Origin of the sequence: Microcoleus sp. D2_18a_B4, assembly GCF_036702475.1 — a bacterium.
GTDB lineage: Bacteria > Cyanobacteriota > Cyanobacteriia > Cyanobacteriales > Microcoleaceae > Microcoleus.
Map to the genome: position 1 here is coordinate 179127 of NZ_JAUBTL010000003.1, position 23396 is coordinate 202522.

The 23396-nt window shown below is 46.7% G+C and carries 17 protein-coding genes; 4 read left to right on the forward strand and 13 right to left on the reverse strand.

Annotated features, from left to right (window positions below):
* Positions 1-30 precede the first annotated feature (30 nt).
* The 7 genes from QUB04_RS03255 to QUB04_RS03285 all read right to left on the reverse strand — a co-directional run bounded on the left by QUB04_RS03255 (position 31) and on the right by QUB04_RS03285 (position 7810).
* A complete protein-coding gene (locus tag QUB04_RS03255; RefSeq protein ID WP_333280916.1) occupies positions 31-1308 on the reverse strand; it encodes a transposase in 1278 nt (425 codons plus the stop codon).
* Positions 1309-1541: 233 nt separating this feature from the next.
* Positions 1542-1922, reverse strand: a complete 381-nt coding sequence (locus QUB04_RS03260; protein ID WP_333280920.1) for an HNH endonuclease — start codon at positions 1920-1922, stop codon at positions 1542-1544.
* Between the two features lie 137 nt (positions 1923-2059).
* Complete coding sequence (locus QUB04_RS03265) at positions 2060-2683, reverse strand: heme-copper oxidase subunit III (protein WP_333201321.1); 624 nt, start codon at positions 2681-2683, stop codon at positions 2060-2062.
* 143 nt (positions 2684-2826) lie between these two features.
* Entirely contained in the window at positions 2827-4632 is a 1806-nt protein-coding gene (gene ctaD, locus QUB04_RS03270) for a cytochrome c oxidase subunit I (protein ID WP_333280923.1), read from the reverse strand.
* A gap of 78 nt (positions 4633-4710) precedes the next feature.
* Positions 4711-5712: a cytochrome c oxidase subunit II gene (locus tag QUB04_RS03275; RefSeq protein WP_333280926.1), complete on the reverse strand. Its 1002-nt coding sequence runs from the start codon at positions 5710-5712 to the stop codon at positions 4711-4713.
* A 221-nt stretch (positions 5713-5933) separates the two neighbouring features.
* On the reverse strand, positions 5934-6692 hold the full coding sequence (locus QUB04_RS03280) for a class I SAM-dependent methyltransferase (RefSeq protein ID WP_333280929.1): 759 nt from the start codon (positions 6690-6692) through the stop codon (positions 5934-5936).
* A 104-nt stretch (positions 6693-6796) separates the two neighbouring features.
* A complete protein-coding gene (locus QUB04_RS03285; protein WP_333281028.1) occupies positions 6797-7810 on the reverse strand; it encodes an LD-carboxypeptidase in 1014 nt (337 codons plus the stop codon).
* A 73-nt stretch (positions 7811-7883) separates the two neighbouring features.
* On the opposite strand from QUB04_RS03285, the gene QUB04_RS03290 reads away from it, so the two are divergent.
* Together QUB04_RS03290 and QUB04_RS03295 are read left to right on the forward strand one after the other, a co-directional pair.
* A complete protein-coding gene (locus tag QUB04_RS03290) occupies positions 7884-9317 on the forward strand; it encodes a carotenoid oxygenase family protein (RefSeq protein WP_333280933.1) in 1434 nt (477 codons plus the stop codon).
* A 713-nt stretch (positions 9318-10030) separates the two neighbouring features.
* On the forward strand, positions 10031-10852 hold the full coding sequence (locus tag QUB04_RS03295) for an SDR family NAD(P)-dependent oxidoreductase (RefSeq protein ID WP_333280936.1): 822 nt from the start codon (positions 10031-10033) through the stop codon (positions 10850-10852).
* A 502-nt stretch (positions 10853-11354) separates the two neighbouring features.
* On the opposite strand, the gene QUB04_RS03300 is transcribed toward QUB04_RS03295, so the two are convergent.
* Both QUB04_RS03300 and QUB04_RS03305 read right to left on the reverse strand, forming a co-directional pair.
* The gene (locus tag QUB04_RS03300) at positions 11355-14774 is read right to left on the reverse strand and encodes a CHAT domain-containing protein (protein WP_445301029.1); all 3420 of its coding nucleotides are present in this window, start codon (positions 14772-14774) and stop codon (positions 11355-11357) included.
* An 85-nt stretch (positions 14775-14859) separates the two neighbouring features.
* Positions 14860-18039 (reverse strand): CHAT domain-containing tetratricopeptide repeat protein, encoded by a 3180-nt coding sequence (locus tag QUB04_RS03305; RefSeq protein ID WP_333280942.1) that lies wholly within the window; start codon positions 18037-18039, stop codon positions 14860-14862.
* A 150-nt stretch (positions 18040-18189) separates the two neighbouring features.
* Here QUB04_RS03305 and QUB04_RS03310 point away from each other — a divergent pair, with 150 nt between their 5' ends.
* The gene (locus tag QUB04_RS03310; protein ID WP_333280946.1) at positions 18190-18453 is read left to right on the forward strand and encodes a hypothetical protein; all 264 of its coding nucleotides are present in this window, start codon (positions 18190-18192) and stop codon (positions 18451-18453) included.
* Positions 18454-18731: 278 nt separating this feature from the next.
* Here the strand turns inward: QUB04_RS03310 and tsaB are convergent, their stop codons facing one another.
* Genes tsaB through QUB04_RS03330 form a run of 4 tightly spaced genes read right to left on the reverse strand, consistent with a single transcriptional unit; the run spans position 18732 to position 21843 of the window.
* A complete protein-coding gene (gene tsaB / locus QUB04_RS03315; RefSeq protein WP_333280948.1) occupies positions 18732-19631 on the reverse strand; it encodes a tRNA (adenosine(37)-N6)-threonylcarbamoyltransferase complex dimerization subunit type 1 TsaB in 900 nt (299 codons plus the stop codon).
* Between the two features lie 2 nt (positions 19632-19633).
* Positions 19634-21346, reverse strand: coding sequence for a serine/threonine-protein kinase (locus tag QUB04_RS03320; RefSeq protein ID WP_333280951.1), 1713 nt, complete (start codon positions 21344-21346; stop codon positions 19634-19636).
* 27 nt (positions 21347-21373) lie between these two features.
* The gene (locus tag QUB04_RS03325; protein ID WP_333280955.1) at positions 21374-21634 is read right to left on the reverse strand and encodes a hypothetical protein; all 261 of its coding nucleotides are present in this window, start codon (positions 21632-21634) and stop codon (positions 21374-21376) included.
* Positions 21595-21843 (reverse strand): Ycf34 family protein, encoded by a 249-nt coding sequence (locus QUB04_RS03330; RefSeq protein ID WP_333055539.1) that lies wholly within the window; start codon positions 21841-21843, stop codon positions 21595-21597. The genes QUB04_RS03325 and QUB04_RS03330 overlap by 40 nt, the downstream gene beginning before the upstream one ends.
* Positions 21844-21951: 108 nt before the next feature.
* On the opposite strand from QUB04_RS03330, the gene QUB04_RS03335 reads away from it, so the two are divergent.
* The gene (locus QUB04_RS03335; protein WP_333280958.1) at positions 21952-23205 is read left to right on the forward strand and encodes a CCA tRNA nucleotidyltransferase; all 1254 of its coding nucleotides are present in this window, start codon (positions 21952-21954) and stop codon (positions 23203-23205) included.
* The last annotated feature ends 191 nt before the right edge of the window (positions 23206-23396 follow it).

The following is a 23396-nucleotide window of genomic DNA, read 5'->3' on the forward strand; positions in this document are numbered from 1 at the left end:
AATCACTATAGCTGGTAAAAGTATAGTCATTTATGACATGACATGGGAGGCATTAAGTCCCTCCCCTTTCACTTTCACTTCGAGCGGATTGACCCGCCTTGGCTGAACTACGCAGCTCCCTATCCCATTGCTAAACGCATTTGGGATTGCTTTTCTCAAAATATTGTAAGATCCGTTAATATCCGCATTGATTAATTGACCGACCGATGTTTTGTACAATCCTCTCTTAATTCGCTTGCCACTAAATTCGACATCATTAGCGCCAGTCTTCCCATAAACAGGGATTGGGTCTAAAGCTAGAAAGTTCGATTTAGAAGTATAGGATTCTTCTTGCACAATCACCCTTATCCCAACCAATTCAGCTTTGTATTCCAACATTTCAATTAATCGGGAATGAGGAACACTTACGAAGTTCTGATTGGTTTGCTTCCCTAAGCTAATCTCGCTCTTCCATTGTAGGTTTTTTCCAATTATTAGCGTCCCAATCTTTCGTGCGACGAGAAGATTAATTATAAGCCTGCTGGAGGAGTGCAAGTAATTATCTACTTTTTGATTGCGACAACGAGTTAGGCGTTGAATACGGGATGATGTCTTGCTACTTCCTTTCAATTGAGATTGTAGTTTTGCCTTACGCTTGTTGTAGAACTGATTGATCGATTTCAATGGTCGCCCGTTAATCAGGAGAGGGGTAAAACTCGACTGATTTGAAGTTAACGCCACTAAATTATTTAGTCCCAAATCGATACTAGCTACTGCTTCTGTTTGAATCTGTTCGACGGTGGACTCCGGTTCATTATAAATTACCTCAATTACATAGGAATCACATTTGGGAACCAGCCTAACTTGGCAAATTCGATCGGGTTTTATTTGGGTTTTTATTGAGATTTCTGTACCCGAAAGCTTAATAACTCCTTTCTTCAATTCCTTGCTACTAATCGCCTGAATCGTATAGACAAGAATATTTCGACCCTTGACTTTATCTTTGTACTTCGGTAGTTTCGGGCGACCAGTAAATTTAGAGGAATCAACTTTGTAAGCTTTGACAGCTTCAAAAAACGATTTCCAGTTCTTGTCCAATATCATCAAGATTTGTTGACTTACCTTGGCTGGCAAAACCTTGTAGGCTTGATGAGACTTCATTAAACGGTTCATCTCGTTGTAATTAATGTAACCCCATCCATAGACAAAACTCTGACGAATGACGTAGTTAGCGGCATTGTAGAGATTCTTGGATTTAAAAGCTAATTCATCAATCTGGGCGAAACGGTGTTCCGTAGATTTAATGATGTGCCTCTCTGCTAGTTGCATCCCGACTCTCCATTTTTTAACTAGCGCAACAAGTTTTTATTTTACTTTCTTGACTATATGGTACTACCATTGTTTATTGATGCTTACAATCTTAATGAAGTTTTATGATAGTAGGATTTACGCAAACAAACCGGGTTTATATGTTAAATTTTGGGTTAGGGAATGAAAAATTAATGAAGAAACCGGACCTCAGACAGTAACTGCGTCCAGGAATATATACCTAATTTCTGACCCTACGATCGAGCTTTTTTGCCGCGTACTTGAATGCGTTTGTCGGTTTTTTGTTTCTTAATCCAAGAGACAAATTTCTGGAGTTCAGGGTTATTTTTGAGCTTTTCCAGGGTGTTGAGCTCTTGGGCGAGGTGTTTGTTGTCAAAGAGAGAGTGAATTTGGCGGTGACAGGCGGAGCAAATGTCGATTGTCGGGCTGGGATCTTCGTTTTTCCGCTTGGTGTTTTGTTTGGGGATGAGGTGATGGGCGGTTAATGCTTCCATTTGTCGATCGCACAATTCGCACTGCATAATTTTCTCAATGCTGCTGGATAGGAGAATTGCTACTTTTAGTTTATAGCCTTTCTCAGTAACATGGGGCATGGGGCATAGGGCATAGGGCATAGGGCATAGGGCATACCTCACCACGCTTGAGAACCGCTATAGCGCGATCCGCTTTGATTCATGTGAATGAAGGTCGAGCCTACTTCTGCACAAAAAAAACCCCCTAAAAAAGGGGGCCTCCAAGCAGAACCTAGGCGTCACAAAATATACAGCAGCAAAAACAAAACAATCCAAATCACATCGACAAAGTGCCAGTAAATCTCAGTCGCTTCGATTCCAAAGTGGTGCTCGCTAGAATAATGGCCTTGCGCGCGCGATCGCCACACCACCCCCGCCATCAGCAGCACTCCAAACGTAACGTGCAAGCCGTGAAAAGCAGTCAAAACGTAAAAGCAACTGGCATACAAATTCGTCGTCAAGCCAAACTCTAAATGAGTGTATTCGTAAACCTGACCTGCCAAGAAAACTGCACCCATAGCAATAGTTACGAGCAACCAATTCCGCATTCCGGTGGCATCATTTTTTTTGATTGCAGTATCAGCATTGTGAATCACAAAACTGCTAGCAATCAGAATTACCGTATTGATTCCCGGCAGCAATAACTCTCGCCCTGGCGTACCTTCAGGAGGCCACACGGGGGCCATCGCCCGATAAATCAAATACGCGGCAAACATACCGAAAAATATCATGCCTTCAGCGCACAGGAACACAATTACACCTAACATTCGGTGGTCGGGATGCTCGACACCGTGTGCTTCTACTTCGCCCTCGTGGTGGTAATTTAGGGCTGTTTTTGTCGGATCGATCGCTGGAATTTGCATAAGAAATTGGTAATGAAGAAGTCAGTTGTCAGTTGTCAGTTGTCAGTTGTCAGTTGGCATTAGTCATTAGTCATTAGTTAACAGTCAACAGTCAACCGTCAACCGTCAACAATGCCCAATGACTAATGCCTGATGACTAATAACTATTCGCCATCTTGACTTTCATCAGCAGGAGAATCAACATCTATCTCTGATTCAGGAGCGACCAAAGTGGCAGTACCGCCAAAGAAAGTTGAAGCTTGAGCCTCCGCAACAGGAATACCTGTTTTCTGGGCGTTGCGAGTGGCATTTTCCCTCAACTTAAGTCTGAGACGTTCCCCTGTATTCTGAATTTTTTCCATGCCGTAATCGTAAGGCCCCGTTGCCAATACCGGCACTCCTTCAAAATTTTCGATCGGGGGTGGCGAAGTCGTCATCCATTCCAAACTCAAAGCTTGCCAAGGATTGTCACCTGCTTTCGGGCCGTACCTCCAGCTCCAAATCACATTAATGATAAACGGGATTGTAGACACTGCCAGCATATAAGCACCGACAGTACAAATGACATTAATTGTGGTAAATTTCGGGTCGTACATTGCTACCCGCCGAGGCATTCCTTGCATACCTAAAGCGTGCATCGGCAGGAAAGTTACAGTAAAGCCAACATAAGTTAAAACAAAGTGAACTCTACCCCAAAATTCATTAATCATCCGCCCCGTCATTTTGGGGAACCAGTGGTAAAAAGCAGCGTAAATTCCAAACACTGAGCCGCCAAATAGCACGTAGTGTAGGTGAGCGACGACAAAATAAGTGTCGTGAACGTGAATGTCGAAAGGTACGGAAGCCACCATGATCCCGGTGATGCCGCCGAGGACAAATGTTGAGATAAAACCCATCCCAAATAGCATCGCGCTGACAAGCCGGAGTTTGCCTCCCCAAATTGTTGCCAACCAGCTAAATATTTTAATCCCTGTTGGTACGGCGATGATCATAGTCGTGATCATAAAAAACATCCGCAGCCAGCCGGGGGTGCCGCTGGTAAACATATGGTGCGCCCACACGATCAACCCTAAAAAGCTGATTGCGAGACTGGAATAGGCGATCGCCAAATAACCAAAAATTGGCTTGCGGGAATGCACCGGCAAAACTTCTGAAATCACCCCAAAAAAGGGCATAATCATAATGTAAACTGCCGGGTGCGAATAAAACCAGAATAAATGCTGGTAGACGATGGGATCGCCGTTGCCGGTCGGGTTAAAAAATGCCGTCCCCGCTAACAAGTCAAACGACAGCAAAATCAAAGCTGCGGCTAACACTGGAGTAGCAATCAAAGTCAGCGCTGAAGTCGCAATCATCGCCCAACAAAACAAGGGCATATCATTGAGACCCATGCTCGGAACGCGCATGGTGAAGATGGTAATGGCAAAATTCACCGCCCCCAAAATCGAAGAAGTTCCCAGAATCAAAACGCTGAGAATCCAAATTTCTTCCCCCGCTTGAGCAGTAACTAAGCTCAAAGGCGGATAGGATGTCCAACCAGCCTGTGGAGCTCCTACCAAAAAACTGCTCAACAGCAACACGCCACCTACGGGAATCATCCAAAAGGCAACGGCATTCAGCCGGGGAAATGCCATGTCTTTGGCCCCGATCATTAAGGGGATCAAAAAGTTAGCAAATCCGGCTCCGGCGGGTACGATCCACAGGAAGATCATCACCGTCGCGTGAACCGTAAATAAACTGTTGTAGAGTTCGGGGGTGACAAAATCGGAGTCGGGGGTGGCGAGTTCTGTTCGCACCAAAGTTGCCATCACGCCGCCGATTAGATAGAAAATAAATGTTGTGACTAGGTATTGAATACCGATGACTTTGTGGTCGGTATTAAAAGTGAAGTAGTCGCGCCAATGTCTATCGGCGGGCGCTGTTCCGCGAGCCTCAGTGTTTGCACTTTCTTGGAACTGTGCTTGTGTCATAGTTATTAGTCATTAGTTATTAGTCATTAGTTATTAGCTAAGGATCGAAGACCCAGTGCCAGGAACTAATGACTATTTTTAGTGATGAGTTGGGTGAAGTTGTTCTAGGGTTTCGGAATTAATTTTTATTTCCCTGACGTAGGGAGCCAAAAATTCTCCGTCTGACAATTCCCCAGGATTGACTGCAACTGCTTGCTCTAAGTTTTGACTGCTAGCAACTTGCTGGCTTTGCAGCCAACCGTCGAATTCTTCGGGCGTGTGAACGACTGCTACAGCTTTCATCGCTCCGTGATAAGCGCCGCACAATTCAGCACAAACAACCCGGTATTCGCCGGTTTTAGTTGGTGTAAATCTCAGTTCGCTCGGCCGCCCAGGAATTGCATCTTGTTTGAGGCGAAATTCTGGCAGCCAAAATGCGTGCAGCACGTCTTGAGCAGAGATATTTAGCTGTACGTCGCGGTTTAGTGGCATATGCAGTTCGCCAGAACTAACGCCGCTTTCTGGATAGCTAAAAATCCAGGCGTACTGCAAACCTGTGACATTTACAACTAAGTCTGCTGGTTTGTCTTCATTTTCTGGGGAAGCGCCTACGCCTAAAGCAACAAGTTTTCTAGACGGAATTTGAGGGGCGTTTTGGGGTGTATCTGAGAGTGTGGCTGCGATCGCACTTCCCCGCATTTTAGAGTGCGCTTGCATCGTGCCGTGGTCGTGATTGCCCATCGGATCGAGGCCTCCCATTGAGTTGTAAATCTCAAAACTGTAGACTCCGATTCCTAAAATAATCACCGCCGGCACGGCTGTCCAAAGAATTTCTAAGGGAAAGTTGTCATGCCAAGGCGGCCCGTCTGTGTTGTCTCCTTGACGGCGGCGATATTTAATTGCAGCAACGATGAGAATTCCCTGGACCATGATAAATAGTCCAGTGGAAATGGTCATCATTGTATTGAATAGTCCGTCTATCTGGGATGCTTCGTCAGAGGCGGCGATCGGCATCAAACCGTGATTCTGCCCGTACCAGAGACTGATCAGAGTCACTCCGATGCCGGCGAGCATGGTGAGGATGGAACTTGGAATGTTCACGCTGGTACTTCTTAATAGCGACACTTCTTCGCTTGAAAAATGAAGGAAGCGCCTCTGGGTTATCAATTTTTAATTGTAAATGGTATTTTTAGTAAAATGTCTCTCTTAAGGGTTACTTAAGGCTTAGTATGTTTGACCGATCGCCCGCGCGCCTCAAAAATACGTCTTTTGTACCTTGACAAAAATGAGTAAAAATGGTAAAGAATCGCTCTGTTTCCCGGCTAAATTTGAGATTTTTTCTCAAACACCATCAAATGCTGCTGGGGCAAGATATCTTTTGTCTCTTTCCATACTAAACCTACGGCGGCCATTTCTTTTTTCACCTGCTTCTGCGTCATTTTGTGCAAACCTTTAATGGGAATCAGCGGGTTTTCGCCCCGATACTCGATCGATACCGTGCGGCCTCCCGGTTTGAGTGCTTTCACAATTCCTTGCATCATTTCTCTGGGATATGCAAATTCGTGATAAGCATCGACCATCAAAACTAAATCTACGCTGTTTTCCGGTAAATTCGGATTGTCGATACTTCCCAAAACTGGCTCAACGTTAGCGATATTTTTTTCTTGTTTATTCAATTCTAGAAAATTAATCATTTCCGGCTGCACGTCAACTGCTAAAACCTTTCCTTCTGGAACTAAGGGAGCGATGCGAAAGCTAAAATATCCTGTTCCTGCTCCAATGTCGGCTACAATATCGGTTGGTTTTAAATCGAGATTATTGACTAATCGAGCTGATTTTTCTTCCATGCCGCGAGACGGTCTTTCTAGCCAACTAGCGCCTTGATATCCCATGACTTGGGCAATTTCTCGACCCATGTAAAATTTGCCGATTCCGTCGGGATTGTGGACTGTTCGCTGCTGATAAATGGAGTCGCTGTTGGCGGTTTTACTTGCTGCTGCACAGGCATTGAGTGGCAACAGGCAAAGAATTGTCAAGATTATTACTGTTAAGGGTTTAATTAATTGTTCAGCTTTTTTCACGATATTTCTGATTTTGTGTTTAAATTTATTTCTCGTTCCCGGGCTCTGCCTGGGAAAGCAGATCCAGAGGCTCTGCCTCGGTAATATCCAGAACAGTTCAAGATTTAGCTGACAGCGGATTCTAACAATTTAATTGTACCAGAGTCAGCGTCGATTTCGACTTCTTGACCGATCGGCAAAGTGAACTGCTCCCGGATGTGTCCCACCATTGAACCGTACCACGCGGGAATCTTCAAAGGGCGAATGTGGTCGGACAAGACTTGAGGTAAGGTTAGGGACTCTTGGGGTTTTTCAGCTTCGCACTTGGTACACTGTCCGAAAATAAAACCTGATATTTTATCAAGAATGCCCGCTAATTTAAGCTGCGTCAACATTCTATCGATGCGATAAACTTCTTCGCCAACTTCCTCAACAAACAAAATACTATTTTCCCACTGCGGTAAATATGCAGAACCCACCATTGCTGCTATTACTGATAAATTTCCACCGATTAGTTTTCCCCTAGCTGTTCCGCCCCCGATTGTTTGAACTTGCACGGTTTGGGAGTTTTGCATGGTCACAGAGCCTCCGTCAAACAAAACTTTCTTGACGTAATTTACTGTGAATGGACTCCAAGTTGACACACCTAAAGGGCCGTGAAAAGTAACCATATTAGTTTTAGCATAAATCGCCAATAACAGCGCGGTAATATCGCTGAATCCCATAATAATTTTGGGGTTATTGCGGATAATATTGTAATCCAGGATCGGCAATATCCGAGCACAGCCCCAGCCGCCCATCCCGGTAAAAATAGCTTGCACTGAGTCATCGGCAAAGGCTGCGTTGACATCGGCGGCGCGATCGGCATCCTTGCCTGCTAAATAGCCGTAGCGATCGTAAAAATGCTCTCCCAATTTAACTTTTAAACCCAGGTTATCGAGAACTTTAAAAAATGGCTGCACTTCTTTTTCGTAGTTGAAAGCGGCAGGATTGATTAAAGCTACAGTATCGCCGACTTGCAGGCGGCGCGGCTCGATCGCACTTTTGGGAGATAGGTTAGTTTGGGCGAGTGGCAAAAGCTGAGTACCAATAGCAGTCAGCCCAAAACTTCTGAGCAGAGCGCGGCGGCGGAGAGTCATAGGTGTTAGGTAATTTTTGCTATAATTGTATAGCAAAATTTCTGTCATATCAGTTTAAAATTGCGAGTTTACAATGAAAACCGACACTAAAATCTCCGCTAAAAAATCTTGGGCTAAATCTTTAGCGCGTCCGGCTGCAGAGTTTCCGCTGACTCAGCTATCGGTTAAAAGCGGTAAAATTCCCGAAGGATTGCGCGGCAGTCTTTACCGCAACGGGCCCGGACGTTTGGAACGTGGCGGTGTTGCTGCGGGACACTGGTTTGATGGCGACGGTGCAATTTTGGCAGTACATTTTACCGATGTCGGTGCTACGGCTGTTTATCGCTACGTGAAAACAGCGGGATATCTAGCTGAAGAAAAAGCTGATAAATTTCTCTACAGTAATTATGGCATGACAGCACCGGGCCCTGTGTGGTTGCGGTGGACTAAAACTGTTAAAAATGCTGCCAATACTTCTGTTTTAGCTTTGCCCGATCGCCTTTTGGCATTGTGGGAAGGCGGCTTGCCTCACAGCCTCGATTTGCAAACTCTGGAAACTCGCGGAACGGACGATTTAGGAAGTTTAGAGAGTGGATCTTCTTATTCCGCTCACTGCAAGCGCGACCCGATTACTGGCAATATTTTTAACTTTGGAACTACACCGGGTGCCAGTACAAAGTTGAATCTGTATAAAAGCGATCCTACAGGCAAAATTGTGCAACAAGCAACTGTTGCTTTAGATGGAATTCCCCTGATTCACGATTTTGTTCTGGCTGGGAAGTATCTAATATTTTTTGTGCCGCCAGTACGAGTAAAATTTTTGCCCGTGTTAGCTGGAATTAGCAGTTTCGGCGACTCTTTTGAATGGAAACCGGAGTTAGGAACGCAGATATTAGTTATTGACTCGGAAACTCTATCTTTAGTTAGTCGCGGCGAAACCGAACCTTGGTATCAGTGGCATTTTGCTAACGGTTTTGTCAAGGAAGATGGTTCGGTGGCGGTAGATTTTGTGCGCTTCGCTGACTTTCAAACTAATCAGCGACTGAAAGAAGTACCGACTGGTGAAACTAGCACCGATGCGGAGGGTACTCTTTGCCGAGTGCATCTCAATCCTCTGACGGCGAAAGTGACAGGAATAGAAGAATTGTTGGATAAACCTTGTGAGTTTCCGGTTGTACCTGCTGCCGAAATAGGGCAAGACGCACGATATATTTATCTGGCAATGTATCGGCCTGACGTTGATATTGTACCGGAACGTTATGGTGCGATCGCCCGTTTCGACACGCAAAGCCGCAATCTCACAATTGCCGACTGTGGCGAAAATCGCTATCCCGCAGAGCCCATCTACGTTCCAGATATTTCCTCGGAGAAAGGTTGGATAGTAACAGTTATTTATGACGGCAATTCTGATAGCAGCGAAGTCTGGATATTTGACAGCGACGGACTTTCCCGCGAACCTATTTGCAAGCTAGAATTGCCTGGTGTCATACCTTTGGGCTTTCACGGCACTTGGAAATCGGCAGTCTGAGAAAATTGTAAAGAAGTGTTGCGGAAGATTTATTAAAAATTGTTGCCGCTTCTCTGTCAAGTTGTTAAGGTGTGTGTAGATAGGAAATTCTCATATCTAGGAGGTGTGGAATTGATAATCTGCATTGCTCAATTATCCTGTGCCAATTCGCACGAATCCCCGGCGATTGTAAGTCGCGCCGGCACAGGATATCGTCTGCCTCTGCGGACTAAAAAAAGAGGGGTAATTAAGCCCTGGCGAATAACCCATCCGGGCGAATATTCCCGGCCAGTTTATTCGCAGCTACACAGGCAAAGTCCGCCTCTGCAGACTGAAGGAAACCAATACCCGGCGAATAAATTCGCGGCTACACAGGCAAAGTCCGCCTCTGCAGACTGAAGAAAAAGCGGTAATAAAGCCCGCTTTGACATGATTCTCGACTAGGTTTGCCCATCTCAGGTTTGTCTGCTTGAATGAGGTTAAATGACCAGATAATTGACTGATTTCTGGCAAACCCAAAGTTTAGTTCAACTCACGCGCACGTTAGCGATTCAACAGTTTTTGGTTTTGAGTTAACCCCACAAGTAAATGAGGTCTATCGGAACAAGATAGCCTTTCCCCAAATTATGAATTATGAGTTGTTACCGCCAAAATATTCAACTCATAACTAATAATTCACAACTCACAACTGATAACTCCGTGCCGCGGTGAGCATCTACCAAAAGGTTTAATCTATGCAACTTCAAGGAAAAACAGCTCTTGTTACAGGAGCTTCGCGCGGAATTGGGCGATCGATCGCCCTGGAATTAGCGAGACAAGGAGTCAAACGCTTGTTGATTGTGGCGCGCAACCGCAAGCAATTAATTGAACTGGCAGAGGAAATCGATGTTTTTGGCACAGAAGTAGTGCCGTTAGCTTTGGATTTAACTCAGTCAGTAGCGGTGAATATTGCGATCGCCCAAGCTTGGCGAGATTGCGGCCCGATTCACCTGCTAGTCAACTGTGCAGGCGTCGCGCACCAAGCATCATTCTTGCGTTCCCCGCTGCCGTTAATCGAGGAAGAAATCGCCTTAAATTTGCTCGGAACCTACACAATTACCCGCTTGATAGCTCGGCGAATGGCGACTCAAAAAGAGGGAACCATCGTCAATGTTTCGAGCTTAATGGGAAAAATTGCCGCTCCCACAATGGCGACTTATTCTGCTACCAAATTTGCCATTTTGGGATTCACCCAAGCTTTACGCAGCGAGTTAACTCAGTACAATGTTCGAGTCACAGCTTTGCTGCCATCCCTAACAGATACCGACATGGTGCGAGACTTAGAGCAATTCCGCTGGGTAGTGCCCACAACTCCCGAAAAAGTTGCCCTAGCACTTGTCGCGGGATTGCACAAAGATGCGCCGGAAATCTTGGTAGGATGGCAAAGTCATCTAGCAGTTTGGTGTCACCGAATTGCGCCTTGGTTGCTGGATTTTGTGTTGCGGATGGCGACTCCCGAACTTCGGGATAAATCGCGGGGCCGCAAATTGCGGGAGGCTTTAGCTAGCGGGCGATAAACCCTTTTATGGGCGGGCAAGATGCCCACCCCACAAGAAAACTCATTCTTTGTGGAACGGGCATCTTGCCCGTTCCGGGCTCTTCGACCATTGGTGTAAACTTAAGCTGTCAGCCCGCCCACCCGGTAGTCCGCCAGGGAATGAATTCCCTGTCTCATAGCGAAAGTCCTCTCAAAGAGGACTGAGAAGAAGAATTTTTGACGTTGCTGATTCACGGTAGGAATCAACTTTTCGCTTGATGTTGCAAAACTCACCCGACTTGTCTTATAGCAATTGGGAAATCTGAATTCCTACCTGTATTCAGCAACGCCGAATTTTTAAACTCATTAGTCCTCTTCAGAGGACTTTAGCTATTAGACAGGGAATTCATTCCCTGTCGGACTGTCGGACTGTCGGACTATCGGACTATCGGACTACCAATTTAACGTTAAGTTGACACCAATCGGCATTGCCCTGTCCCTAGAAGGGTTATGTACTTACTTACCAGCAAAAGTCCTGTATATCATTTCCACTCCCCTTGCAAGGTAAAAGCAGCCCAATAATAAGGAGATTTCCATTTTTCCTGCTGCATCATTTCCATCTGCGCCGCCCTCAAAGCTGCCGCCGACGCTAACTTTTGTTGCACCATTTTTTGATAAAACTTTTGCATTAACACAGCAGTTCCTTCATCATCCACATTCCACAAACTCACCGCCACCCGCTGCGCCCCCGCATACATAAAACCCCTCGTCAATCCCACCATTCCTTCGCCTTTAATATTCTGTCCCTTTCCCGTCTGACAAGCACTTAAAACCACTAAATTTGCTGACAGTTTCAAGTTGAAAATATCCGTGAGGCGCAAAAAACCATTGACAAGATTGCCCTTGTCATCTACGGTAGACATCACAATTCCTGACAGTTCGGGATTTTTGCTGTTGGCTATGCCGTGGGTGGCAAAGTGAACGATTTGATAATTAGCTAAACTGCCGTCAGTAGCAGTAGTGCGATTGGCATCAAAATCAATCTTTTGACGGATAGAATCTGAGGGGAATAAGCTGGATATTGTTTGGGCTTCTTGGCGGCTAAATGGTAGGCGTTCGGGCGGCCATTGCCGATTAGAAGCACGAAGCGATTGATTTAAACCGAGGTTATTTGCTTCTAATTTTTCTGTTGTTGCTTGGGTGATTTTTCCTTTAATTCTTTCATCGTCTGGACTGAAAACCGGATCGGCTAAAATTGCTAAATTTCGGCTTGGTGGTTTTCTATCTCCGTAATTTTGCCGGAGAATGGCGAGAGTTGAGGCAGAAGGCAGAGTGATAATTTCATGTTCGATAATTAAGGGAACATTGGTATTTTCTCCAGCGGTTTTGGCAAGAGTTAAAGCTTGAAAAGGAGTATAGTGCAGCACGCCGTCGGGAACAATTAATAAGCGTTTATTGCCTAATAGGGCTGCTGCGGGTTGTAAAATCACTTGACCCAGATTTGCACTTGCTTGGGCAACCTTTTGGGGAATATTTCTGTAAACTGGGCTAGTTATTGCCTCTAGGAAGTCCTTAGCTGCTGTTTCAATGTCAACCTGTTTTGGTAATTCATAGCTGGTTACTCCTGTTGATGTCACAACCCACAAATAACTGCGGTCTTTGCCGAGGGAATACTGCAATAAAATCGTGTTGTCATCGAGAATCTGTTTCTGAATTTCTGGCAGTGTTAAAGGTTGGGGTTGGGTGAGGGCAGCATAGCGGGGGCTGGCGGTACGAATCTTAGTTTGAAGTTGCTGATATTGTTGCAAAAGTGCGAGGCGCTGTTTGTCGATTTCATCGACTTTAGTTTGATTGGGGTTGGGGCTGCTGATTGCTTCGATTCGCTGCTTTTCAATGGCTTCGAGTTGCTGTTGCAAGCTGTTTTCTTGTTGCAGTAAATCGGGGGAAATGCCTTCGCGAATGTTGGCGTTACTTTCTTGGAGGAGTTCGAGGAGGCTACGGGCGCGAGAACGTTCGCTGGCTTCTAATGCTTTTGTATCGTAACCGGATTTAGGATTAGTTTTATGCAGTTGCATTAACAAATTGATGTAGAATTCGTAGTAGTCCTGGACTGTCGCAAAGTATGAGCGGCGAAGTTCTGGGCTGGCAATTTTGGTGCGGAGGTTTTCGATTATTTTGAGAGAGGATTCAATGTCGTTGAGGGCTTCGGTAAGATTGTTTTGGTCACGTTTGGCATAAGCCATGCTGTAAAGGGTGACAGCTTCCCCGCTGCGATCGCCGATTGCCCGACTCAGGGTAAGCGATTGGCCCAAATACTCTAGCGCTTTCTGTTTTTCTCCTAAATCATCGTAGACACCGCCGATGCTGGTGAGGGTGGTAGCTTCCCCAGAGCGATCGCCTACTGCCCGACTCAGGGGAAGCGACTGGCTGTAATACTCTAGGGCTTTCTTTTTTTCTCCCAATTTTGCGTAGACAGTGCCGATATTGTTGAGGGTGGTAGCTTCCCCGCCGCGATCGCCTACTGCGCGCAAGAGGAGCAGGGACTGGCTGTAATACTCTAGCGCTTTCTGTTTTTCTCCCAAATCATCGTAGACACTGCCGATGTTGTTGAGGGTGGTAGCTTCCCCGCTGCGATCTCCTACTGCCCGTCTCAGGGGAAGCGACTGGCTGTAATACTCTAGCGCTTTCTGTTTTTCTCCCAAATCATCGTAGACACCACCGATATTGTTGAGGGTGCCAGCTTCCTGTGTGCGATCGCCTACTGCCCGATTTAGAGACAGGGACTGGCTGAAATAATCTAGCGCTTTCTGTTTTTCTCCCAAACCATAGTAGATACCGCCGATGTTGTTGAGGGTGGTAGCTTCCCCACCGCGATCGCCTAATGCTCGACTCAGGGGAAGGGACTGGCTGTAATACTCTAGGGCTTTCTGCTTTTCTCCAAAATCTGAGTAGATACTGCCGATGTTGCTGAGGGTGGTAGCTTCCCCGCCGCGATCGCCTACGGCCCGAAATAGGGGAAGGGACTGGCTGTAATACTCTAGTGCCTTCTGTTTTTCTCCCAAATCTGAGTGGACTAAGCCGATGTTGTTGATGGTGGCAGCTTCCCCCCCGCGATCGCCTACTGCCCGACTTAGAGGCAGGGACTGGTTGTAATACTCTAGCGCTCTCTGTTTTTCTCCCAATTGTGCGTAGACAGTGCCGATGTTGTTGAGGGTGGTAGCTTCCCCAGCGCGATCGCCTACTGCCCGTCTCAGGGGCAGGGAATGGCTGTAATACTCTAGCGCTTTCTGTTTTTCTCCCAATTGAGAGTAGACTAAGCCGATACTGGTGAGGGTAATAGCTTCCCCACGGCGATCGCCTACTGCCCGAAATAGGGGAAGCGACTGGCTGTAATACTCTAGCGCTTTCTGTTTTTCTCCCAAATCTGAGTAGACACTGCCAATGTTGGTGAGGGTGGCAGCTTCCTCACGGCGATCGCCTAATGCTCGACTCAGAGGAAGCGACTGGCTGTAATACTCTAGCGCTTTCTGCTTTTCTCCCAAGGCTGAGTAGACACTGCCGATGTTGTTGAGTGTGCGAGCTTCCCCACGGCGAGGGCCTACTGCCCGAAAAAGGGGAAGCGACTGGCTGTAATACTCTAGCGCTTTCTGTTTTTCTCCCAATTCTGAGTAGACACTGCCGATGTTGTAGAGGGTGGTAGCTTCTCCACGGCGATCGCCCGCTTCTCGATACAGCTTTAATGCTTTTTCCAACTTGACGATCGCACTTCTTAAAGCTTCCGCCGTTCCTTGATTGGAGAGTTCTAATCCTTCGTTTAATGCTTTTGTAGCAGCCTCGCTACTGTTAGTTTGTGCTGTTTGTAAGACTTTACCAACTGGCACGGCTGCTGCCACTGGCTGACTTAACTGAATCGAAAGTGCGATCGACATACCAGCCAAAAACCATTGAGTGCGATCGAACATAGCCACCCCTTTTGTATTTTTGTCAATCTTACTCACTAGCCCGCTTAGTGTAAAGGCAGGAAGAAGTGATATTATGTCCGCTATATCATTTCCATTCCCCTTGCAAGGTAAAAGCCGCCCAATAATAAGGCGATCGCCATTTTTCCTCCTGCATCATTTCCATCTGCGCCGCCCTCAAAGCTGCCGCCGGCGCTAACTTTTGTTGCAGCATTTTTTGATAAAACTTTTGCATTAACACAGCAGTTCCTTCATCATCCACACTCCACAAACTCACCGCCACCCGCTGCGCCCCCGCATACATAAAACCCCTCGTCAATCCCACCATTCCTTCGCCTTTAATATTCTGTCCCTTTCCCGTCTGACAAGCACTTAAAACCACTAAACTTGCTGACAGTTTCAAGTTGAAAATATCCGTGAGGCGCAAAAAACCATTGACAAGATTGCCCTTGTCATCTACGGTAGACATCACAATTCCTGACAGTTCGGGATTTTTGCTGTTAGCAAGGCCGTGGGTGGCAAAGTGAACGATTTGATAATTAGCTAAACTGCCGTCGGTAGCATTAGTGCGATTGGCATCAAAATCAATCTTTTGACGGATAGAAGCTGAGGGGAATAAGCTGGATATTGTTTGGGCTTCTTGGCGGCTAAATGGGAGGCGTTCTGGCGGCCATTGCCGATTAGAAGCACGAAGCGAGCGATTTAAACCGAGGTTATTTGCTTCTAATTTTTCTGTTGTTGCTTGGGTGATTTTTCCTTTAATTCTTTCATCGTCTGGACTGAAAACCGGATCGGCTAAAATGGCTAAAGTTTGGCTTGGTGGTTTTCTATCTCCGTAATTTTGCCTGAGAATGGCGAGAGTTGATGCAGAAGGCAGAGTGATAATTTCATGTTCGGCAATTAAGGGAACATTGGTGTTTTGTCCAGCGGTTTTGTCAAGAGTTAAAGCTTGAAAAGGGGTATAGTGCAGCACGCCGTCGGGAACAATTAATAAGCGTTTATTGCCTAATTGGGCTGCTGCGGGTTGTAAAATTACTTGACCCAGATTTGCACTTGCTTGGGCAACTTGTTGGGGAATTTCTCTCTGGATTGGGCTAGTTATTGCCTCTAGGAAGTCCTTAGCTGCTGTTTCAATGTCTGCGCGTTTTGGTAATTCATAGCTGGTTACTCCTGTTGATGTCACGACCCACAAATAACTGCGGTTTGTGCCGAGGGAATATTGCAATAAAATCGTGTTTTCATCGAGAATCTGTTTCTGAATTTCTGGGAGTGTTAAAGGTTGGGGTTGGGTGAGGGCAGCGTAGCGGGGGCTGGCGGTACGAATCTTGGTTTGAAGTTCCTGATATTGTTGCAAAAGTGCGAGGCGTTGTTTGTCGATTTCAGCGATTTTAGTTGCGTTGGGATTGGGGGTGCTGATTGTTTCGATGCGCTGCTTTTCAATGGCATCGAGTTGCTGTTGCAGGCTCTTTTCTTGTTGCAGTAAATTGGGGGGAATACCTTCGCGAATGTTGGCGTTACTTTCTTGGAGAAGTTCGAGGAGGCTGCGGGCGCGAGAACGTTCGCTGGCTTCTAAGGCTTTTGTATCGTAACCGGATTTAGGATTAGTTTTATGCAGTTGCATTAACAAATCGATGTAGAATTCGTAGTAGTCCTGGACTGTGGCAAAGTATGAGCTGCGGAGTTCTGGGCTGGCAATTTTGGTGCGGAGGTTTTCGATGATTTTGATAGAGGATTCAATGTCGTTGAGGGCTTCGGTAAGATTGTTTTGGTCGCGTTTGGCATAAGCTATGTTGGAAAAGATGGTAGCTTCAAGAGCGCGATCACCTACTGCCCGAATCAGGGGCAGGGACTGGCTGTAATACTCTAGCGCTTTCTGTTGTTCTCCCAATTGTGAGTAGACTCCGCCGATGTTGTTAAGGCTGCGAGCTTCCCCACTGGGATCGCCTACTGCCCGAATCAGGGGGAGGGACTGGCTGTAATACTCTAGCGCTTTCTGTTGTTCTCCCAAGTCATAGTAGACTAAACCGATGTTGTTGAGGGTGGTAGCTTCCCCCCTGCGATCGCCGACTGCCCGCAATAGGGGAAGCGACTGGCTGTAATACTCTAAGGCTTTGAGTTGTTCTCCCAATTTTGAGTAGACACTGCCGATGTTGTTGAGGGTGAGAGCTTCCCTGCCACGATTGCCTACTGCTCGAAAAAGGGGAAGCGACTGGTCAAGAGACTCTAGCGCTTTTTGGTTCTCTCCCAAATCTGAGTAGACACCGGCGATGTTATTGAGGGTGGTAGCTTCCCGGTCGCGATCGCCGACTGCCCGGCTCAGGGGAAGCGACTGGCTGTAATACTCTAGCGCCTTCTGTTTTTCTCCCAAATCTGAGTAGACAGCGCCGATGTTGTTGAGGGTGGTAGCTTCCCCACCGCGATCACCTACTGCCCGTCTCAGGGGAAGCGACTGGCTGTAATACTCTAGCGCCTTCTGTTTTTCTCCCAAATCTGAGTAGACAACGCCGATGTTGTTGAGGGTGACAGCTTCCCCACCACGATCGCCTGTTTCTCGACTCAGGGGAAGCGACTGGCTGTAATACTCTAGCGCCTTCTGTTTTTCTCCCAAATCATCGTAGACTCTGCCGATGTTGCTGAGGGCTGTAGCTTCCCCGCTGCGATAGCCTACTGCCCGCAATAGGGGAAGCGATTGGCTGTAATACTCTAGCGCTTTGTGTTTTTCTCCCAAATCATCGTAGACTCTGCCGATGTTGCTGAGGGTGACAGCTTCCCCACGGCGATCACCTACTGCCCGTCTGAGAGGAAGGGATTGGCTCAAATACTCTAATGCTTTCTGTTTCTCTCCCAAGTCTGAGTAGGCATTGCCGAGGTTGTTGAGGATAGTAGCTTCAAGGAAGCGATCGCCTGTTTCTCGACTCAGGGGAAGCGACTGGCTGTAATACTCTAGCGCTTTCTGTTGTTCTCCCAATGCTGAGTAAACACTGCCAAGACCAAGGAGGCTAACTGTTTGCCCTCTATTGTCGCCCGCTTCTCGATACAGCTTTAATGCTTGTTCCAACTTGGCGATCGCACCTCTTTTTGCTTGGGCCGTTCCTTGCTCGTAAAGTTGTACTCCTTCTTCTAAAGCTTTTTCAGCAGTGTCGCTACTGTTAGTTTGTGCTGTTTGTACGACTTTACCAACAGACACGGTTGCTGCAACTGGCTGACTTAACTGAACCGAAAGTGCGATCGACATACCAGCCAAAAACCATTGAGTGCGATCGAACATAACCACCCTTTTTGTATTTTTGTCAATTTTACTCACTAGCTCGCTTAGTGTAAAGGCAGGAAGAAGTAAGGGCGATCGGCATATTTGCTAGAGTGAACGAGTAGTGCGATTCCCTGCCGCATAGCTACGCCGCGCGTACTTTTTCCCAGCATGAACAACATCCTAACTACCCCCGATCCCGTAACAACCCACTGGGATTGCCCCGAATGCGGCGGCACCGGTACCCTCAGCCCAGAAATTTGCCCTGTTTGTCTCGGAGCAAAATACATCGATCTCGCTACCATAACGAACTGGATGCTCGATTTTATGGAATCTCGCGGCTGCGATCGAGCTGAGATCGATCGATTGCGAACCGAAAACCCAGACCCGCTAACATTAACTTTTTGCCTCGAACTTTGTATTGCCCTTAAATAAACAACGATATCAAGTCTGCTTAATTGCTTATAAATCATTTACTGGCATCGGCCATCGGGCATTGTCGGAAAAAAAACGCACTCTACAAGTTGATTTAACTTATATCTTGCACCATTCTCAATTAGCCTTTTAGGAACAGGCAAGATGCCTGTTCCACAAAGAGTAGATTCTCTTGTGGAACAGGCATCTTGCCTGTTCTTGAGAAGGGTGCAATATGTGAGTTTAACTGAAACGAAATAATGCCCAATTCCCTATTCCCCATGCCCTATTCCCAATATTCAGTGTCCCTTAACCGGATGTTGCCCGTAAAAAGGCAAAGCATCCGACCAATCAGGACGACTTCCCATTTGCCACTCCAAATAAGCCAATTCCAACACACTAGAAACCGACGAACCCAACTCGCTGCCAACTTCAATTAACTGATAAGAATTCCCCCAATTATCCAGCTTTTCCTGCCAAGATTCAGGAGTCATCACCGTCTCAGTAAACAACTCAGTTAAACCTGAATCTTTGTTAACTGAATAAACCGCCCCAAACAATTGTCCCCGCTGTGCAGGCATTTGCAGCGCGATATCCTGTCTCAAAAGCCCCTCCTTGTAGGGGCGGTGCCCCCGTGCCCGCCCTGGTTGGGGCACGGCGGTTTCATTTTCTTGTAGGGGCAAACCCCCCGTGGTTGCCCCGATGCCTGAAATGCCCAGGAAATCATCTGTGGGTGGGGGCGGGCACGGGGGCACCGCCCCTACAAAATCGCGGGGGGGTTCCGTATTCAAAAGCCCCGCCTTAGCAACGGGAGGTTCTGCACTCAAAAGCCCCCCCTTAGCAAGGGGGGGTTGGGGGGGTTCCGCCCAAGCCACAGCCGCCAAAGTTGAAACCGCAAAAACCGGAATATCCAACTGTTGAGCCAAAGTCCGCGCCGTCACCATACCCATGCGAGTCCCCGTGAAACCTCCGGGCCCCTTCGCCACTGCAATAAAAGCCAAATCCGCCCAAGTTTGCGGCCCAATAAACTCGACTAAATACTGATGCAAATGAGTGGCTAAATCGCGATCCAAATTCCAAGTTTGGCAGCGAGAATCCCCGGCAAAATTGCTGATGGCTAAACCGAGTTCGCGACTAGCTGTGTGCAGGGCTAAGCCGTATTTTTTAACTGATGTTCCGTCTTGGGGATTGCTATTCACGATTACTGATAATTTTCCTTAACAAAAAACAGGGGCAAAGCCACAACTAAGCAACCCAAAAGAATGCCAAATATTCCCGTATTTAAAATCCTGGAATTACCCATGCCCCCAGTCACCAAAAACAGCACTACTAAACTTGCAAATAAATTTTTATTGGCAAATTCTTTGTGTTGGGAAACTTGATGCTTCACCGTCATAAAACCCGACGTAACTATTAGCGCAAACCACGAATTAAAAATTACTATTTGAGAGCCAAAGATAAACCAAACTAAGGCAAACATTAGCGCATCTATCCAAAAATCCTGAGTTTTCAACTTAGGCAGCCAAAATTCTTGGGTAGTAACAGGGGCGATTTTCTTGAGTAATTGATTGTGTTGCAGCCGCACGAGTTTGTTTCTCAATTTAATCTTGGGATCGATTTGCAATACTTGCTTCCACTCCGGGCGGCGAGAATTGTTGACTCTTCCCAACAGCTTCACGGCTGCGACTTTATTTAACTGCAAATCGGTGAGTCGGGTGGCAATTATTTGAGATAAGTGCGGATAGTAAACGGGGTTGTCTTCGGTTCTGTTGATGACGATATTGAGCTGTTGCTTGGCTTGACTGACTTGGATTGTAACATTGTAGGGGGCGAGATCCTCTTGTAAAGCTTGCTGAATTTCGGCTTGCTGTTGGCGAGTGAAAAGCGAGACACCGGGCGCAGGTGTAACCACCCGTTCTGCAGGCGTTTCCGGCGCGTCTAGCACCGGTTGTGCGTCTAAATACACCGGTTTGGGGTTCAAGTGCCGGATGACTGCTGATGCTGAACTGTAGCGCCGATTGGTGGCACTTTGAAGCATGGTGTCGAGGATGCGGCCGAAATCATCGCTAACAGCAGTCTTCAAATAATTTCGCCAAGCCCAAGAATCCTCTGTACTGTCGAATAAATCGAAGGGAGGAATTTCAGTCAGCAAGTGAATGCAGGTAACGCCCAAACTGTAGATATCGCTGGCAAAAACTGCTTTCCCCATCAATTGTTCTGGGGCTGTATAAGCAGCACTGCCGATAATTGTACCTGTTTGCGGCAACCCGGTTGCTGTTACTTTCTTAGCTGCACCAAAGTCTACTAAAACAATATCTTTTTGGAAAGGAGAGGGTTGATAGGAATTTTCTAAGGCGGGTAAAGGAGTTGGAGTTAGCCGGCGGCGAATAATATTTTCTGGTTTGATATCGCGGTGAATGACTTTGGATTTGTGGACGAAGTGGAGCACTGGCAATAAATCGTTGAGGATTTGCCGAATTTGAGTTTCGGTGAATGCTCCTTTTTGTTCTAATTCTCTGGCTAGGTTTTTGCCGTCTATAAATTCTTGTACTAAATACTGTCTCCCGTCTTGTTCAAAATGCGCGATCAATTCGGGAATCTGCGGATGTTTTCCCAAGGTTTCTAGCTGGGCTGCTTCTTGGTAAAATAGTTGAGCGGCTTTTTCGGCTGCGGTATTTTGCGGAAAAAATTGCTTGATTACGCACTGCGAAAAAATCAGGGGTTTGGTTTCATCAACTGCTAGAAATGTTCGGCCAAAGCCTCCTTGCCCGATCGGCTTTATGGTTCGGTAGCGAGATGCTGATGGCGTTTCTGCGTCAAGAGTTAACAACAATTTGGAGCCACAACTTTGGCACAATTCTGCATCCCCTGGGTTTTTCGGATTCTGACAAGTTGGGTTTAAGCAATAGCACATTGGATTTTAGATTTTAGATTTTAGATTTTAGATTTGTAATTGGGAATGGGGAATGGGGAATTGGGCATCGGGCATCGGGCATCGGGCATTGGGCATCGGGCATCGGGAATTGAATATTGGGAATTGAATATTGGAAATGGAAAATTGAAAATTGGGTAAAAAGAAGAAACAAGAAAAGGAGATCGTTTTATTTTTTTCCTTCTTCCTTCTTCCTTCTTCCTTCTTCCTTCTTCCCTCTTCCTTCTTCCTTAAGTCGGGACGAGTTCGCCTGGCCGCAATGAGGCCCATTTGCCGGTCTCTTGCTTGAAACTTTGACACCCAACTACATCCCATTCCATTTCAATTTCGTCTTGGCGGGGACGGATGTTGACGTTGATTGTGGGTTCTACGGGGTCGAAATCGGGTGTTTCGGTGAGGTGAAGCTGTTCGTGCTGTTCTTCTACGGCGTGGTAGGTGAAGCAGCGGTCTACATAGTGGCAGTTAATACAAATACACATTCTTGATATCCTCTGTGCATTTCAAAAAGATTGGTGAAATTTGAGCTTTCTGTTAATCTAGCGTAGCAAGAGTTTAATTGTTTGTAAGGAAAGTAGATTTTTGTTGCGATGCCGATTAATTTGCCCTCTTCATTATCTCCTGATACTTGGCCGTTTGATTTGGAACTGCTGACACCGCCTGCTTATCTGGTGGGCGGTGCGGTGCGGGATGCGTTGCTGGGGAGGCGATCGCACTATTTTGATTTGGATTTCGTTATGCTAACACGGGCCGTGAAGACTGCTCGAAAAATTGCCGATCGCACGAATGGTGGATTTGTCTTGTTGGATGCGGAACGCCAAATTGCACGGGTGGTGTTTGCGGGCGGTACGGTGGATTTGGCGCAAGCGGAAGGGGGGAGTCTGGAGGGGGATTTGCTGCGCCGGGATTTTCGGATAAATGCGATCGCCTGCAATCCTTTTACGGGAGAAATCATCGATCCTTTGGACGGTCAAACTGACTTGCGCTTGGGTGTGCTGCGGATGGTTTCGCGGTCAAATTTGGAGGACGATCCGCTGAGGTTATTAAGAGGTTACCGCCAAGCGGCGCAGTTGGGTTTTGCGATCGAACCTGAAACTCAATCGGCGATTCGGGAATTAGCGCCGCTGTTGAGTCGGGTAGCGGTGGAACGGGTGCGGACGGAATTAGGTTATTTGTTGAGCAATCCAGAGGGTGTTCCTTGGATTTGTCGCGGTTGGGAAGATGGTTTGTTTTCGATTTGGTTTGAAAGTGCGATCGACCGTTTTGATATTTTGACAAAAATTGATGCGTCTGCTGCCAAGTTAGCGGCAATTTATCCAGATTTGGGGAGAGAATTTTCGCGATCGATTCGAGATACGATTAAAACGCCGTTGTTGGCGGTTGCGAAGTTGGCTATTCTGGCAGATTCCGACCCGACAATTGCTGAAACCCAGTTGCAGCGGTTGAAGTACAGCAATGCGGAGATTAAAAGTGCGATCGGGCTTTTGAAATACTTGCCAAAATTGCAAGCAAAACCTATCGCGGAAATGTCTTTGCGAGAACAGTTTTTTTTGTTTCGGGATGTAGGAATAGTATTTCCAGTTTTAGCGGTTTTGGCGGTGGCTGCGGGAGTTGCGGTTGATGAGATTTCACTGTTAATTAATCGCTATCTGGATGCTGATGATATTATTGCTCATCCTACCCAATTAGTTAGCGGCAATGATTTAATGGAATATTTAAATTTGCCCAGAAGTCCGCGCATCGGTCAATTGTTAATGGAGATTCAATTAGCGCGGGTGGAGGGGAGAATTGCGAGTCGCGAAGATGCGCTGAAAATGGCGGCAGAGTTGGTTGATGTTAATTGATATTTGGCAATTGTCGCCACAGTCCGCCAGAATTTTAAACCCCAATATTTGTAGGGGCGGGTTCGCCAACAATATTTGCCTAAAACCGATAATCTCGTAAACCCGCCCCCAACCCACGGTAAATCGCAATCTATCTTTTTTAAGATACAATGGTTCAAGTGCGATCGCTCCAATAATCTCTTGACAATCGT